General features: G+C 56.7%; 15 protein-coding genes and 1 pseudogene. 9 read left to right on the top strand and 7 right to left on the bottom strand.

Features of this window, described 5'->3' with window-relative positions; translation table 11 throughout:
* The 3 genes from AB1A64_RS21225 to AB1A64_RS21215 form a co-directional block, all read right to left on the bottom strand.
* The coding region (locus AB1A64_RS21225; RefSeq protein ID WP_366553993.1) for a recombinase family protein at window positions 1–1,091 on the bottom strand (1,091 nt) is incomplete at its 3' end.
* Entirely contained in the window at window positions 1,088–1,504 is a 417-nt protein-coding gene (locus AB1A64_RS21220) for a DUF2924 domain-containing protein (protein WP_366553991.1), read from the bottom strand. The genes AB1A64_RS21220 and AB1A64_RS21225, both read right to left, overlap by 4 nt.
* A complete protein-coding gene (locus AB1A64_RS21215; protein WP_366553989.1) occupies window positions 1,501–1,731 on the bottom strand; it encodes a DUF3489 domain-containing protein in 231 nt (76 codons plus the stop codon). The genes AB1A64_RS21220 and AB1A64_RS21215 overlap by 4 nt, the downstream gene beginning before the upstream one ends.
* A 446-nt stretch (window positions 1,732–2,177) precedes the next feature.
* Between AB1A64_RS21215 and AB1A64_RS21210 the strand changes: the two genes are divergently transcribed.
* From AB1A64_RS21210 to terL, 5 genes are all read left to right on the top strand, one after another.
* On the top strand, window positions 2,178–2,408 hold the full coding sequence (locus AB1A64_RS21210) for a ParB N-terminal domain-containing protein (RefSeq protein WP_366553987.1): 231 nt from the start codon (window positions 2,178–2,180) through the stop codon (window positions 2,406–2,408).
* A 30-nt stretch (window positions 2,409–2,438) separates the two neighbouring features.
* Entirely contained in the window at window positions 2,439–3,572 is a 1,134-nt protein-coding gene (locus tag AB1A64_RS21205; protein WP_366553985.1) for a DNA modification methylase, read from the top strand.
* A complete protein-coding gene (locus AB1A64_RS21200) occupies window positions 3,565–3,996 on the top strand; it encodes a DUF5681 domain-containing protein (protein ID WP_366553983.1) in 432 nt (143 codons plus the stop codon). Before AB1A64_RS21205 ends, AB1A64_RS21200 begins: the two co-directional genes overlap by 8 nt.
* A 67-nt stretch (window positions 3,997–4,063) precedes the next feature.
* Window positions 4,064–4,498, top strand: a complete 435-nt coding sequence (locus tag AB1A64_RS21195) for a hypothetical protein (protein ID WP_366553981.1) — start codon at window positions 4,064–4,066, stop codon at window positions 4,496–4,498.
* A 62-nt stretch (window positions 4,499–4,560) separates the two neighbouring features.
* A complete protein-coding gene (gene terL / locus AB1A64_RS21190; protein ID WP_366553979.1) occupies window positions 4,561–5,463 on the top strand; it encodes a phage terminase large subunit in 903 nt (300 codons plus the stop codon).
* 451 nt (window positions 5,464–5,914) lie between these two features.
* On the opposite strand, the gene AB1A64_RS21185 is transcribed toward terL, so the two are convergent.
* Both AB1A64_RS21185 and AB1A64_RS21180 read right to left on the bottom strand, forming a co-directional pair.
* A complete protein-coding gene (locus tag AB1A64_RS21185) occupies window positions 5,915–6,430 on the bottom strand; it encodes a redoxin domain-containing protein (RefSeq protein ID WP_366553977.1) in 516 nt (171 codons plus the stop codon).
* Window positions 6,431–6,514: 84 nt separating this feature from the next.
* A pseudogene (locus tag AB1A64_RS21180) lies at window positions 6,515–7,494 on the bottom strand (TRAP transporter large permease).
* Between the two features lie 95 nt (window positions 7,495–7,589).
* Between AB1A64_RS21180 and AB1A64_RS21175 the strand changes: the two are divergent.
* Window positions 7,590–8,033 carry an FCD domain-containing protein gene (locus tag AB1A64_RS21175; RefSeq protein WP_366553975.1) on the top strand — a complete coding sequence of 148 codons (444 nt, stop codon included), beginning with the start codon at window positions 7,590–7,592 and terminating at the stop codon, window positions 8,031–8,033.
* A gap of 35 nt (window positions 8,034–8,068) precedes the next feature.
* A complete protein-coding gene (locus AB1A64_RS21170; RefSeq protein WP_366553973.1) occupies window positions 8,069–8,380 on the top strand; it encodes a cupin domain-containing protein in 312 nt (103 codons plus the stop codon).
* 144 nt (window positions 8,381–8,524) lie between these two features.
* On the opposite strand, the gene AB1A64_RS21165 is transcribed toward AB1A64_RS21170, so the two are convergent.
* The gene (locus AB1A64_RS21165; protein ID WP_366553971.1) at window positions 8,525–10,162 is read right to left on the bottom strand and encodes a GMC family oxidoreductase N-terminal domain-containing protein; all 1,638 of its coding nucleotides are present in this window, start codon (window positions 10,160–10,162) and stop codon (window positions 8,525–8,527) included.
* Window positions 10,163–10,172: 10 nt separating this feature from the next.
* On the bottom strand, window positions 10,173–11,201 hold the full coding sequence (locus AB1A64_RS21160) for a LacI family DNA-binding transcriptional regulator (protein ID WP_170396944.1): 1,029 nt from the start codon (window positions 11,199–11,201) through the stop codon (window positions 10,173–10,175).
* A gap of 238 nt (window positions 11,202–11,439) precedes the next feature.
* Between AB1A64_RS21160 and AB1A64_RS21155 the strand changes: the two genes are divergently transcribed.
* A complete protein-coding gene (locus AB1A64_RS21155; protein WP_366553968.1) occupies window positions 11,440–12,906 on the top strand; it encodes an aldehyde dehydrogenase family protein in 1,467 nt (488 codons plus the stop codon).
* 54 nt (window positions 12,907–12,960) lie between these two features.
* Window positions 12,961–13,935, top strand: a complete 975-nt coding sequence (locus AB1A64_RS21150) for an ABC transporter substrate-binding protein (protein WP_366553966.1) — start codon at window positions 12,961–12,963, stop codon at window positions 13,933–13,935.
* Window positions 13,936–13,954: the final 19 nt, after the last annotated feature.

Here is a 13,954-nt window from a genome sequence, read left to right as displayed (position 1 = left end):
ACGATGACATCAATGACTGCGTGTTCCAGCGCCGGGCCGGGCAGTCGCCAGCCCGAGATATCCTTTCCGCCCGAGATCAATCTGTTGGAGACATAGTAGCGCAACCGTCGACCTTTGCGTGTGGGGTGGGTCGGCGTCAACCGATCACCAGTTTCGTCTTGCATCAAACCGGTGAGCCAGGCGCCGGGGTCATTGGTACGTTGGCGCGCATCGGGTGTGGGGTCTGCACGGGATCGCTGCGATGCATGGCGCATTTTTTTCTGCACCCGGTCCCAGATGCCTTGGTCGATGATCGACGGATGTTGTCCCTCCCAGATCTTATCCTTGTGGCGAATCTTGCCTAGATAAACCGGGTTGCGCAGCAGGTAGTAGATCTGGCCACGTGACAGCCTACAATCCCCTTTCACGCTGCCATCCGCCCGAACAACCCGTTTTGATCGCAGGTCTTCTGACGTTGCCCGTTCTTCTACTTTGCGCAGACAACCCAGCGCGTCATAAAGATCAAAGAGATGCCGGACCGTTCTGGCCTCCTCCTCATTCACCACCAGCGTTCTTGCTTTCGGATCGGGGTGTCGGTCATAGCCCAGAGGCAGACTACCACCCATCCAAAGTTCTTTTTTCTTGGAGGCGGCAACCTTGTCGCGAATACGTTCGGCGGTAACTTCCCGTTCAAACTGGGCAAAGGACAAAAGCACATTGAGGGTCAGTCGCCCCATGGATGAGGAGGTATTGAAGGCCTGCGTGACGGACACAAAGGAACAGTTCGCCCGTTCCAGCCGTTCGACCAGCTTCGAGAAGTCGGCGAGCGAGCGGGTCAGCCGGTCGATCTTGTAAACCACCACCATGTCAATACGCCCGGCATCGATCTCTTCAAGAAGGCGCTGAAGGGAAGGGCGCTCGAGTGTGCCGCCGGACAGCCCGCCGTCGTCGTAGCGATCTGGCAAAAGGGTCCAACCTTCGTGTCTCTGACTGGCGACATAGGCCGCGCAGGCCTCATGTTGCGCGTCCAAGGAATTGAAGTCCTGATCCAGCCCCTCGTCAGATGACTTGCGCGTGTAAATCGCGCATCGGATTTTGCGGCGCGGGCTCATTTGGCCACCTTTCCGGTGAGCCCAAAGAAACGCGGTCCCGACCAATGCGTGCCGGTAATTTCCCGAGCTATGGCCGAGAGCGAGCGATAGGGCCGACCGTTCCAGACAAAACCGCTCTCGGTGACATCGACCACATGGGTCACGCCATTCCATTCGCGCAGCAAGCGCCCACCGGGTTTGAGGGCAGGGCAGGCAGGCCGGGGTTTTTTCTCAGAACCCTTGTCCAATGTGGCTTTGACCTGCCGCGACAGCCCGCGACGATTGCGGGACTGCATTTCAAAGGCAATGAAGCGGCGCAGGAAGGGTTGGCTGAGCATAGTGGGGGCGGGTTGATCAAACAGCTGTCGCCAAATCGTGACCAGATCTGATCGATCCATGGCGGCGAGATCGGCGACATCGCTCGTCTTGGTCATGACTCGCCGCCCTTGTTTGCTGTGAGGTGATATGTGGAAAAACCATGTGGCTTGTCGGATGTCCGCCGTTCAATTGTGACGCCTTTCTTCCGTAACCCACTCAATGCCGCTCGGACCGAATGAGGCTGCCATCCCGTTGCTTTGCAGAGCGCCTCAAGGCTGGCGCCGCTCGGGCGGCGCAACAAGTGTTGCACTTTGTCAATTTTGGTTTGATTGGATTTGGACATGTATTGTCTCCTCTGATCTGGGGCTGGCGGAATGCCGAACCCCGGTACCGAGGAGCGCCCGAATGGCTCGGGCGTGGGTTCAGTGATGCGTGGTTTGCAGCAACAGTCCAGCTCTTTCTGGGGCAATCCCAAGAGGAGTGTGTATTGCGGGGCGCTGCTGCTGTACCTCCGATTATTCGTCAACAATCTTAATTGGTTACTTTTGGTTTGGGGGGGTGCGTCTGGTAATGATGGCACCTACATTCAACCCAATCGCCCGGACTATCAGGGCGGGAAACTGCTCCCGCAGGCAGCACTCATTGGAAACACAGGTTTCCGCAGAGAGCATTCGAAGGGGCAACGAACCGGATCAATTGGTCCGGAGAGTTGTTATCGTGCTCTCTCCGAATTCCCAACACGATCCTTTCTTGTCGACGCTAACGAGCGTCAAACGAAAGGAGGCGGCTATGTCTGCCAAGAAAACACACAGCGACGCCAAGGCGTCCAACACGCCGATCTGGATGGCGGACAAAGTCGTCCCATCCCGGATCAGCCAGATCAAGCCCTACGCCAACAACAACCGCGTGTACGCGGCCAAGAATATCGACAAGCTCAAAGCGTCGGTGGCCAAGTTTGGCTTTGTCACCCCGATCCTGTTGGATGGTTCGGGCACAATCATCGCGGGCCATGGCCGCTAGGAGGCCGCTAAAGCCCTGGGGTTGACGTCCGTGCCTACGGTTGTCGCGGATCACTTGTCAGATGCTGAAGTACGCGCCCTGCGCATCGCGGACAACAAGCTGGCGGAATTGTCCGACTGGAACGAAGCGGCCCTCCAGATTGAGTTTGCCGAGCTGATGGATCTCAGCCTTGATGGCGAGCTGGATTTTGATCTGGGTATCACCGGGTTCGAAACGCCGGAGATCGACATTATCATCGATAGTGCGGGCGAGGCCACGGAGACTGAAGCAGAAACTGTTGAGACGTCGAACCCTGCGGTACTTGTCATCACGCAGCCGGGCGACCTTTGGATTCTTGGAGATCACCGCATCTTCTGTGGGGATTCCTTGCAAGCCCAGAGCTACGACACCTTGCTGAAAGGCGAGACCCCGCAGATGGTGTTCACCGATCCTCCTTATAATGTGCCGGTCAATGGGCATGTCCGTTGCGGCACCGGCGGCGATCATCGCGAATTTGCCATGGCGTCGGGAGAAATGTCGGACAGCGAGTTCCGCAGCTTTCTCTCAGACGTGATTGCTCGTTTGCTCGTCATTCTGCCCGACGGGGGCATTGCGATGATCTGCATGGACTGGCGTCACATTGAAGAACTGATTGCGGCCGGCAAGGCAGGCGGCTTTGATCTCATCAATCTTTGCGTCTGGAACAAGACGAACGGCGGGATGGGCAGCCTTTATCGTTCCAAGCACGAGCTGGTTGCGATCTTCAAGAAACCAGGTGCGGCGCATACCAACAATGTCGAGCTGGGAAAACACGGGCGCAACCGGACCAATGTCTGGGACTATACTGGTGTGAACAGCTTTGGGGCAGGGCGCGAGGCGGATCTCGTGGATCATCCCACGGTGAAGCCAACGGCCCTGGTCGCAGATGCCATCATGGATGTGAGCCATCGCGGCGATGTCGTGCTGGACGCGTTCGGCGGCTCTGGCGCGACGTTGCTGGCGGCAGAGAAAACCGGGCGACGGGCGCGGCTTATTGAACTCGATCCGGCTTACGTCGATGTCGCCATTCGCCGGTGGCAGGAGATGACTGGTGAGAACGCCGTACATTCGGTGACCGGCCAGACATTCGATGCGCATTCTGCGGCCAGCGACACCACCTCGAAGCAGGAGGCGGATCATGTCTGACGATACGAAAGACTACGAGGTTGGTTTCGGTAAACCGCCCAAAGCAACCCGGTTCAAAAAAGGCCGATCCGGCAATCCGAAAGGGCGACCGAAAGGTGCCAAAGGGGTGAATGCCAGCTTGAAACGCGAACTGGAAACCAAGATCACAGTCCGCGAAGGCAACCACGAAATCCGGATTTCCAAGGCGGAGGCAGTTGCCAAGCGGCTCACGGCAGGCGCGTTGAAGGGCGACACGAAATTGTTGATGGCGCTGCTGAAGCTGGACACAGATCTGTTCAACACGAGTGAATTGGGCGCGCAAGAAAGCGTCCGTGCGTTTGAGCCGGACGCTGTCGACTACGACATCCTCCGGGATTTCTTTTCCAGTCACCCGGATGGTGACGGCGGTCCGGAAGATGAGGAGGCCAATGATGTCAGCTCCTGATCCCAAAATGGTCCGGCAAGTTGCTCGCGAGGTTTGCCGGGATAATTTCTTTCCCTTTGTGTGGCGTGTGTTTGACACGCTGCATCAAGGGACTGACCGCAGCTTTGATCCAGCCTGGCATGTGCGTGCCATGTGCCATGAGTTGGACAACGTTCGCGTCGGCGAGAACAAACGATTGATCATCAACATTCCGCCGCGGTGCCTGAAATCCGTAACAGTGGCCGTTGCGTATGTTGCCTATCTTCTCGGGCATAACCCCAGCGCCAAAATCATTGTTGCCAGCTACGGGCTGGATCTGGCGCGCAAGCATTCCGAAGATTGTCGACGGATCATGTCCGCGCGCTGGTACCGGGGAATGTTCCCTGAAACGGTCTTGGCTAAAAAGGGCAACACCTCAGAAAAAAAATCCGCACCACAAAGGGAGGCAGCCGTAAGGCTGTCTCCATTGGAAGTTCTGTTACTGGTCATGGTGCTGATTACATCATCATCGATGATCTGCTGAAAGCGGGTGATGTCGGCTCCGAAGCCGAGCTGGTCAAAGCACAGGAGTTCATTGAGGGGACTTTGCTGTCGCGCTTTGACAACCCGTCCGAGGGACGCGTGGTTATGGTTGCACAACGGCTGCACGAGATGGATCCTCCGGGGTATCTGCTGGAACGCGGGACTTATCGGCATCTCAATCTGCCTGCCATCGCCGAAGACCATGAGACGGTGCCCCTTGGGCTTGGAAGGGTCATGCGCCGCAAACTTGGCGATCTCCTGTGCCCGTCGCGCCTGGATCAGCAAACGTTGGATACGAAGCGTCGCGAAATGGGCGCGGCCGTGTTCAACTGCCAATATCAGCAGAACCCCATTGCTCCCGACGGGTCACCCCTGCGCTGGGAGTGGTTCCGTACTTACGAGACCATCGAAGATCGCCGCTGGTATCAGCTTGTCGTTCAAAGCTGGGATACGGGGACGTCTGCGGATCCCAGGTCCGACTTCTCGGTCTGTACAAACTGGGGGTTCCGCGAAAACGCGTGGTACCTTCTTGACGTCTGGCGTGGGCAGGTGGACTACCCAGACCTGAAAGCCAAGGCACTGCAGCTTGTCCGCGATTGGGATCCGGATCGAGTTCTGATCGAGGATGCCGCTTCTGGCAAACCGCTTCTGGACGAATTGTTTCGTGATGACCGCCGGCGCTATGAACGCATTAGACCTGACAAGGACAAGGAAACCCGGTTCCAGTCCGCGTGCGGTCCTGTCGAAGAGGGCAAGGTGTACCTGCCTGCAGACGCGCCCTGGCTGGCGACGTTCAAACGCGAATTGCAGTCCTTTCCACGCGGTCGCAATGACGATCAGGTCGACAGCTTTGCCCACTTTGTGAACTGGTCCAAGGGACCGGGCTTCTACCGGGCGCTAGGCCATGATCATCAGATAAACATCGAACGTCGCGAGCGCCGTCGCGAGCGGATCAGACGGCGGTAGAACAAGAATCAAAATTCGAGGCCGGTAGTCGGCCTTGAACCGCCCAGCGAAACCTTGGCCATTGGGCCCGAAAGGGCGGAAAGCAGGCATTCACTGCGCTTAGTGCCGATGACCGCATTGTCCGCAGATCAGCCGTTCAGTTTCATTATCCCAAAGTCTGCTGTGCGGATTATGCAGACGACAAACGTAATTGGACAAACTCTAACGTTTGCGGCCCGTTGTCGTATTGCACTAGCAGCTCATGTATCTGGCTTTTGAGCCAGAGGTGATGTGGGCTCTTCGAAAAACGGCGACTTTATTGCCTAAGCTAAGACCGGTTCAAATTTTGTTGACAGTACCTCGCCCACCACTTGTGGTTAACAGTTCAAAAATGCAGGAGGGGTTGGATGCGATCGGGTGACGTCCGGAGAGCTTTCTGGGAACAGTCCTGCACCACAGTAGGTAGTTGCAGTTATAAAACTGTTCCTCGAGTCGGGCGGTTGTTTTCGATATTGAACTTCATTCCGTCTAGCAATTCTTCAAGATCCGGGCGCGCAGCAGGGCCATTCGAAATGTCGACCAACATCAAACTGCCATCTGGCCGAATTCCGAATGCGCCGGGCTCTGCAAACAGTGTCGTTGTCTCAGCCTCTGAAAGAGGGGCCGACACGTAGAGGCCAAGTGATCGCATCTGCGTTTCGGTCAATCCAAAGCCCAAATTAAATGTCCAACCGAACTCTTCCTTGTCGGCCAAAGCCTTTTCTTTAGAGTCGGCAGAAACGACCACCACATCTATGACGCTGCTCCAATCAGCCAGCATGGCGTTCAATTTGTTGAGAAATCGCTTGCATCTAGGACAGTGCCGCCCGCGATAGACAAAAAGCATCGTCCATCGATCTTTGGGCCGACCAATCTCTATTTCGCCACCGCAGACATCAAAAACACTGATGTGCTCGACGGGAGCATTCACTTTGGGTTTTTGCGACATGTCAGTTTCCTTTTTTCATTAAGAGAGAAACTCGAATACAAGCTTAGCTTCAAGTGTCTGCCTTTAAATTTGAATGTATTTTATTCACCCAACCAGGCCCGGCAGTGTTAGTGAAATAGCGGGTACAAAAGTGATCAGCATCAAGGCGACGAGAATTGCCAAGTAGAAGGGCCATATCGTTCGCACGGCTTTCTCCATTGGTAATTTACCCACGACGCACCCAACAAACAGGCAGGATCCGACCGGTGGTGTACACAATCCTAATCCCAAATTCACGAGCAAGATCATCCCGAATTGCAGCGGATCAATCCCGAGGCTGTTGGCAACGGGTAGAAAAATGGGTGTGCAGATCAGAATAAGCGCTGCCATATCCATGATCATTCCAAGTAACAACAAAACCGCATTTACCATCAGCAAGATGAGTATCGGATTTTCTGTTAACCCAGTAAGCAGATCTACGGTTCTGTCGGGAACTCTGTAAAAGGTCAGCATATAGGCAAACGCACCAGCGCATGCGATTAATATCATTACCATCGCCGTCGTGCGCACTGCCGAAGCGACGGCAATACAAAAGTTTTCCCACGTTATGCTTCTATAGACGATGAGGGTGACCACGAATGCGTAAATGGCGCCAAAAGCCCCGGACTCCGTAACGGTGAATATACCGGACAACACACCGCCGACGATAATCACAGCCGTCAGAAGCCCTGGAATAGCACTGAAGAAGCTAACTACGAGCGCTTGCCAACCTGGGAAAGTCTCAGCCTCATAGCCTCTGCGCACCGCTACAAGATACGCCGCCACAGCAAGGCAAAGGCACATCAAAACTCCTGGAACAACGCCTGCAAGAAACAGCTTCGAGATCGATATCCCACCCCCGGTTGCGATCGCGAAAATGATCATATTGTGCTGGGTGGAATAATTATTCCGGCAATCGAGGACGTGACGGTCACGTTTACGCCGTAATCTGCATCGTAACCTTTCTCTTTCATTACAGGAACCAGGATAGACCCCAGTGCGGAAATGTCTGCTATCGCCGATCCTGAAATCCCCCCAAAAAGCATCGAAGAAAACACGTTTACGATTCCCAAGCCACCTCGTACGGCCCCGACAGCGGCTGATCCGACCACAGAAAGCCACGCGGGTACGTAGTTTTTCCATGGAACGGATCGGTCATGCGCGCTTTGTTCGCCTCTCGGTCGAGTTGGAAGTGGTGCGCGCTGCATGTCGGAACTGGACGCCCGAGTATTCGAAGCAACTGGAAGGCAATCTCATGCAGCAGAAAGATGTCGTTTCAGGGAACGAGGCCGAAAAGTTCCATCAGCTCGACTACGACTTTCATCGGCTGATTTGTGAGTTGAGCGGCAACCCGCTGGCCTTCAATACGATTCAGGAATGCAAAAGAAAGATCGATCGCCTGTGCGTTCTAAGCCTAGGGCGCGAGAGCGAGGCCGACATTCTGGTTCGGGATCATGTTGAGCTGGCAAAAGCGCTAGCAGACCGCGACGAGGCGACTGCGACCGAGACGATACGCCGTCATTTGGGCCGCATCGACAATACCATTGAGGAGGTTCACTCGAAACATGCCGAGTATTTCGAGTAAATTGAACGCCGCCAACTGACTGAGGACCTCGCATTATGACCAAGAGCTATCCGATTGTATCACCTGCCTCAGGTGTCACGCGCCAGGTTTTGGCGGATAATGAAGACCTCATGATGGTTTCATTCCGGTTTGAAGAAGGTGCCGAAGGCGCGTTGCACGACCATCCACATGTGCAGTCGACATTTGTGCGGTCCGGGCGGTTCAACTTTGTCATCGGAGATCAGGAGCGAGCGTTGGAACCCGGTGACAGCCTGATCATCCCGTCCGGTGTAAGCCATGGTTGTGTTTGCCTGGCTGCCGGAGAGTTGATCGATTGCTTCACGCCTCGGCGGGATGACTTTCTGTAAGGCGTTTTCCGCCCGCGCCCTGACTTTTGGCCACGATCGTCCTGCGCATTGAGGCAGGGTAGTCCATTTTCGTTGGGTCGGGCAGGGCGACGCCATATTCTGCGTTAGAAATCGGATCAATGACTGGCGACGCCGCAGCTCAGGTTAGGAATTGCGTATCTCGCGGGCTGATCCGATGCCGAGGATCAGGTCGGCGCATCGTTCGCCCAGCATCATGGCAGGTGCGTTTGTGTTGCCGGCGTTGATGTCGGGCACGGCTGACATGTCGCACACCCGCAAGCTCTCAATTCCGCGCACGCGCATCCTGGCGTCCAGCACGGCCATTCCGTCGCCGTCCCGGCCCATTTTGGCAGTGCCCGCCGGGTGATAGTTGGTTTTTACGAATCGCTTACAATGTGCTCGTAGCGTCTGGTCGTCGTCCGCTGTGGGAATGACGATTTCGCGAACCCTTTGAGCAAGCGGGCCCGACGTGAATGCCCGGCGAAAGAACCGCTGCCCCCGGATCATCTCTTGCATGTCGTCTTCATGCTTCAGAAGGTTGGGTGAGACCACTGGCATGGTGTGAGGATCGGCCGAGCGAAGCCGGACCTCTCCGCGTGATTTCGGTTTGACCACGACGGTCGTAACGGTCAGGCCAAAGTCATCCTGCACCTCGTCCAGAGCGTCGCGATCCAGATAAACAATTGGCACGCAAAAGGCTTGGATGGTCGGTTCTCCATCAGGAATCGACGGATTGACAAACGCGCCGGCTTCGACTCCGGCGGAAGTCACCGGTCCGCTGCCGAACAGTTTGAACTGGATGCCGTTGCGAAGCATCCGCCAGCCCTCACCTTGTTTGAAGTATCCGTAGGGACCGTTGGCAAAGGCGGTAATTGGAACTTCGGGGTGGTCAATCAGGTTCTGGCCAACCCCAGGCAATGGGCAGATCACGGGAATACCGTGATCGGCAAGATGTGCATCAGGTCCGATGCCTGATAGCATTAGGATTTTTGGCGTCACCAGAGCGCCCGCCGCAACGACAACTTCACCATCGCACCGGACCGTGTGGGCTCCGCGTTTGTCTCGATACTGCACGCCGACGGCCTTATCGTTTTCGATGATGACTTTGCTGACCGTTGCGCCAAGCCGGATGGTCAAGTTCGGGTTCGTCTCGAGAGGGGCGAGAAAAGCATAAGCCGACGAACTGCGCTTACCGGCGCGATTGGTGAACTGATAGAACCCGACACCGCGCTGCGTTGCGCCGTTGAAGTCCGTGTTGAATGGTTCGCCAAGGGCCTGCACCGACTGAACGAACCAACGTGACATGTCGTCGATATGCCCCGGATCCGAGACCTGCACCGGACCGTTGCTGCCATGCAGGTCATTGTGAAGCCTGTTGTTGTCTTCCATCCTGCGGAAGTAGGGCAGCACATCATCCCATCCCCAGCCGACTCTGTCGTTGGTCTGTCGGAGCAGGTTTTCCCACGCGTCATAATCAGAAGGGCGGCCACGCATATAGACCTGGGCATTCACAGACGACCCGCCACCCAGCACGTTGGCCTGCGGAATGTCATGCACGCGACCGTCCAGGTGGTCCTGCGGTTCGGTCTGGTGGTAGGTCATGAACTTGGACCCGTTGATCATCTTGAAGATACCCGGCGGCATGTCCAGCAACGGATGGCGGTGCGAATGCCCGGCCTCCAGCACCAGAACCCTGCACTTGCCCTGGTTGACCAGTCGCGCTGCAGCGGCTGCGCCGGCAGAGCCGCCGCCGATGACGATATGATCGAAGGTTTCCGTCACGAGTTCGCCTTCAGGCCCGGCGTTTGGGTTCGCTGATCGAGTCGCGCTCCACCAGTTCGCATTCAAGCTTCACGAGAGGGTGTCGCTGACCATCCGTCGGACCGTGGAACAACTGTTCGATGACCCAGCGTCCCATCGCCCTAGTTGGAAGGATCATCGAGGTCAGGGGTGGCGACAGGTGTCGCGCGGTTTCGTCATCGTCGAATCCGATGACCGAGATGTCCTCGGGGATGGATAGGCCAAGTTCCTTGAGCGCCTCATAGCAGCCGATTGCCATTCGGTCATTCTGACAGAAAATGGCGGTTGGCGGAGAGGGCAGGTCCATCAATTCGCGCGTGGCAGCATAACCTGCGCTGGGCAGCCAGTTGCCCTCGATGACCAAATCCTCGTCAAATGGGATGTCGGCGGAAGCAAGGGCGTTTCTGTACCCGGTCGTTCGCCCTGCGGCGCATTCCATGAACGGCTCGCCGGTGATGGTGGCGATTCGTTTGTGCCCCGCCTTGATCAGGGCGTTGGTCGCCGTATGTCCAGCGGCGACTTCGCCGGGGATCACCGCAGGAAAAGAGAGGTCGTCGCAAAAGCAGTTCAGCAGCAGAACCGGGGTTGCGGTCTGCCTGAGGATTTCCGGAACGACCACCCGCCGGGTGAAAACGGTTGCGTAAATGATGCCCGCAACCTGTTGGTCGAGGAAATACCTAAGCGTTCTGGGTTCGACCTCGGGGTCGTTTTGGGTTTCTGCCAGCAATACAAGATTTCCCGTGTCCCGAACGGCCTGTTTCACGCCATTAAACGCGTTTACCATTTCGGGGCTCGACGCCAGATCGTCCACGACAAAAGCGATGGTGCCGTCTAACGCCGAGGGCCGAGGCGCGCTGTCCTGGGGTTTCCTGAGTTGAGAGGGCATGGCGTATCCAAGCGTGTTGGCGGCGTCCAGGACTCTTTGCTTTGTGTCCTCGGAGATTTTGACGGAATCGTTCTTGTTTAGAACCAGCGATACTGTCGTCTGTGAGCACCCGGCGACGCGTGCAATATCATGCATCGTTATGCGCTGCCGGCCTGCGACTCGTCCCACGCCCCTGTGCTGCCCGGCCTTGTTCGCTTGATCGTTCATCGCTCAACCTTTTTGTTCGCTTCCTTTTTATCGACTATACGGAGGACGCGCAACTAATATTAGTGATTGGTAATTAATATTAGTGTTGACGAAATAATATTATTAGTGTTTTGATCGATGGTGGGGTCGCCAATGTGGTCTGACCGAGTAAGCGCGGGAGGCGAAATTGCGGTCTGTAGTGGGGGAGTTGGGTCAGGTGGTTCGGCATTCGATGTTCATCGATGGCCGCTTTACCGACTCTGACGCGGACACGGTTGGTGTCGAGAACCCTGCAAATGAAGAGATCGTTGCGCAAGTTCCAGATGGCGGTGCCGCTCATGCGGATGCGGCCGTCGAGGCAGCCCATCGTGCTTTTGGCTCGTGGTCCTCGCGCCCGGCGATCGAGCGGGCGCGACTGGTTCAGCGGTTGGCCGAAGCCATCCGGATTGACGCCGGGCGTCTGGCCGCTCTGATCACGGTCGAGCAGGGCAAACCGATCACGCAGGCCCGAAGTGAAGTTGATGCCGCTGTTACCTTTCTTTGCCATGCGGCTGAAGAGGCCCGGAGGATTTCGGGTGACATAGTGGCATCGGACAACAAGTCCGAGGAAATCCAGATCCGGCGTCATCCTTATGGCGTTGTTGTTGCGTTGACGGCTTGGAACTATCCGCTGGCATTGGCCGCCAGGAAAGTCGGGCCTGCGCTGGTCGCGGGCAACACTGTTGTTCTGTTGGGACACGAAATCACGCCGCTGTCCGGTCTCGCGATCGCCGAGCTTGCCGAAAAGGTCGGGTTTCCGCCCGGTGTTCTGAATGTTCTGACAGGCAAGGGGCCGGTGGTAGGGCAGCGGTTGGTCGAACACCCCGATACCTCACTGATCACAATGACCGGCAGCACACGAGCCGGTAAAGAGATTTTTCGCGCCGCGGCCGACCGGATCAAGGTTGTCCGGCTCGAGCTTGGCGGCAAGGCTCCGTTCATCGTGATGGAGGATGCGGATATTGACGCCGCTGTTTCGGCCGCCATTGCCGCCCGGTTTGCCAATTGCGGCCAGATTTGCACCTGCAACGAGCGTATGTATCTGCATCGCGGTATTGCGGATCAGTTCTTGGTAAAATTCGTGACAGCAGCCCGCGCATTGTCGATCGGAGATCCGATGGAGGACTGCGACCTGGGGCCCAAAGTCAGCAAGGTCGAAATGACCAAGGTCGCCGAAATCATCCAGCGCAGCATCGCCGAAGGTGCCACGGTCCATCTGGAAGGCGGGCCTTTGACGGACGGCGCGCACCGCGAAGGGCACTGGATGTCCCCAACGGTTCTCGAGGTCTCCGACAACGGCAATGCCGCGATGCAGGAGGAGGTCTTTGGACCCGTGGCGACAGCCATGCGAGTCGATGATTTTGATCAGGCGATAAGTTTTGCGAATGACACGTCATTCGGGCTGTCCGCCTATCTCTTTACGGCATCGCACCGGCGATTGATGGAGGCCCCGAGCCGTTTGAAGTTCGGCGAATTGTACCTGAACCGCTCCAATGGTGAGGCCGTACAGGGATTTCACACCGGTTGGGGTTTGTCCGGGGTTGGGGGCGAAGACGGCGCGTATGGCTTCGATGGCTATCTGAGGAAACAGACGACTTACATGAATTGGGCATGACCTAAAACTCGCGGTCAAAACGGAGGCGACCGCACCAATGGAGGAGGAATAACCATGAAACGCAGAACTCTTTTGATCTCGACGGTTGTCGCGGGTGCGCTGTTGGGCACGACTGCGATAGCGCAGGATCTGCCACCGCTTGAGCAGAAGGATCGCTACAAGGTCGGCTTTGCGCAGATGGAGTCGAACAATCCGTGGCGCATTGCCGAGACAAAATCGTTCCATGACACGGCCGAGGCCTGCGGCTGGAACCTTATCGCGACGGATGCAGCCGGATCTGCAGCAAAGCAGGTTGCGGATGTGGACAGCATGATCGCCCAAGGCATCGACGTTCTGTTCCTGCCCCCGCGGGAAGAAAAGCCGTTGATCCCAGCCGTTATGAAGGCCCGTGCCGCGGGAATCCCGACCTTTTTGGTGGACCGCTCGGTTGATCCGGCCGTTGCCAAGCCGGGCGAGCATTTTGTGGCGTTCCTTGGGTCGGATTTCATTGATCAGGGCAACCGTGCCGCACAGTGGCTGATGGAGAATTTCGACGGCGACAATGGCGTCATCGTCCAGTTGGAAGGCACGACTGGTTCTTCACCTGCAAATGACCGCAAAAAAGGTTTCGACGACGCGATTGCAACGGATGACCGCTTTGAGATCGTGGCTTCTCAGACCGGTGACTTTGCGCGCGACCTGGGTCGTCAGGTGATGGAAACCCTGCTGCAGGCGCACCCCGATGTGAACGTGGTCTACGCCCACAATGACGAGATGGCAATCGGTGCGATCCAGGCTCTGGAACTGGCCGGCCGCAAACCTGGCGAGGACGTGACCATCGTTTCGATCGACGGGACACGCGATGCACTTCAGGCTATTATCGATGGCAAGATGGGGGTGACGGTGGAAAGCTCACCCTTCTTCGGCCCTCTGGCTTGTGAAGTCATGAATAAATACGCGGCTGGCGAGGCGATCCCGGAATGGGTGAAAGTCGAAGATCGCATCTTTACCAAGGACAATGCGGCCGATCACATCGACGAAGCCTATTGATTCTCCCTGGTGGGTGGTG

The organism is Ruegeria sp. ANG10 (genome assembly GCF_040705255.1).
Classification (GTDB): domain Bacteria; phylum Pseudomonadota; class Alphaproteobacteria; order Rhodobacterales; family Rhodobacteraceae; genus Ruegeria.
The sequence above is the reverse complement of the archived record's forward strand: the minus strand, read 5'-3'. Positions and strand labels throughout refer to the sequence as shown.

Excerpts from the sequence above, each read along its gene's own strand:
- AB1A64_RS21150 (WP_366553966.1), top strand. The coding sequence starts at position 12,961 with ATGAAACGCAGAACTCTTTTGATCTCGACGGTTGTCGCGGGTGCGCTG.
- AB1A64_RS21220 (WP_366553991.1), bottom strand. The coding sequence starts at position 1,504 with ATGACCAAGACGAGCGATGTCGCCGATCTCGCCGCCATGGATCGATCA.
- AB1A64_RS21185 (WP_366553977.1), bottom strand. The coding sequence starts at position 6,430 with ATGTCGCAAAAACCCAAAGTGAATGCTCCCGTCGAGCACATCAGTGTT.
- AB1A64_RS21175 (WP_366553975.1), top strand. The coding sequence starts at position 7,590 with ATGGAACGGATCGGTCATGCGCGCTTTGTTCGCCTCTCGGTCGAGTTG.
- AB1A64_RS21160 (WP_170396944.1), bottom strand. The coding sequence starts at position 11,201 with ATGCATGATATTGCACGCGTCGCCGGGTGCTCACAGACGACAGTATCG.
- AB1A64_RS21215 (WP_366553989.1), bottom strand. The coding sequence starts at position 1,731 with ATGTCCAAATCCAATCAAACCAAAATTGACAAAGTGCAACACTTGTTG.
- AB1A64_RS21170 (WP_366553973.1), top strand. The coding sequence starts at position 8,069 with ATGACCAAGAGCTATCCGATTGTATCACCTGCCTCAGGTGTCACGCGC.
- AB1A64_RS21200 (WP_366553983.1), top strand. The coding sequence starts at position 3,565 with ATGTCTGACGATACGAAAGACTACGAGGTTGGTTTCGGTAAACCGCCC.
- AB1A64_RS21210 (WP_366553987.1), top strand. The coding sequence starts at position 2,178 with ATGTCTGCCAAGAAAACACACAGCGACGCCAAGGCGTCCAACACGCCG.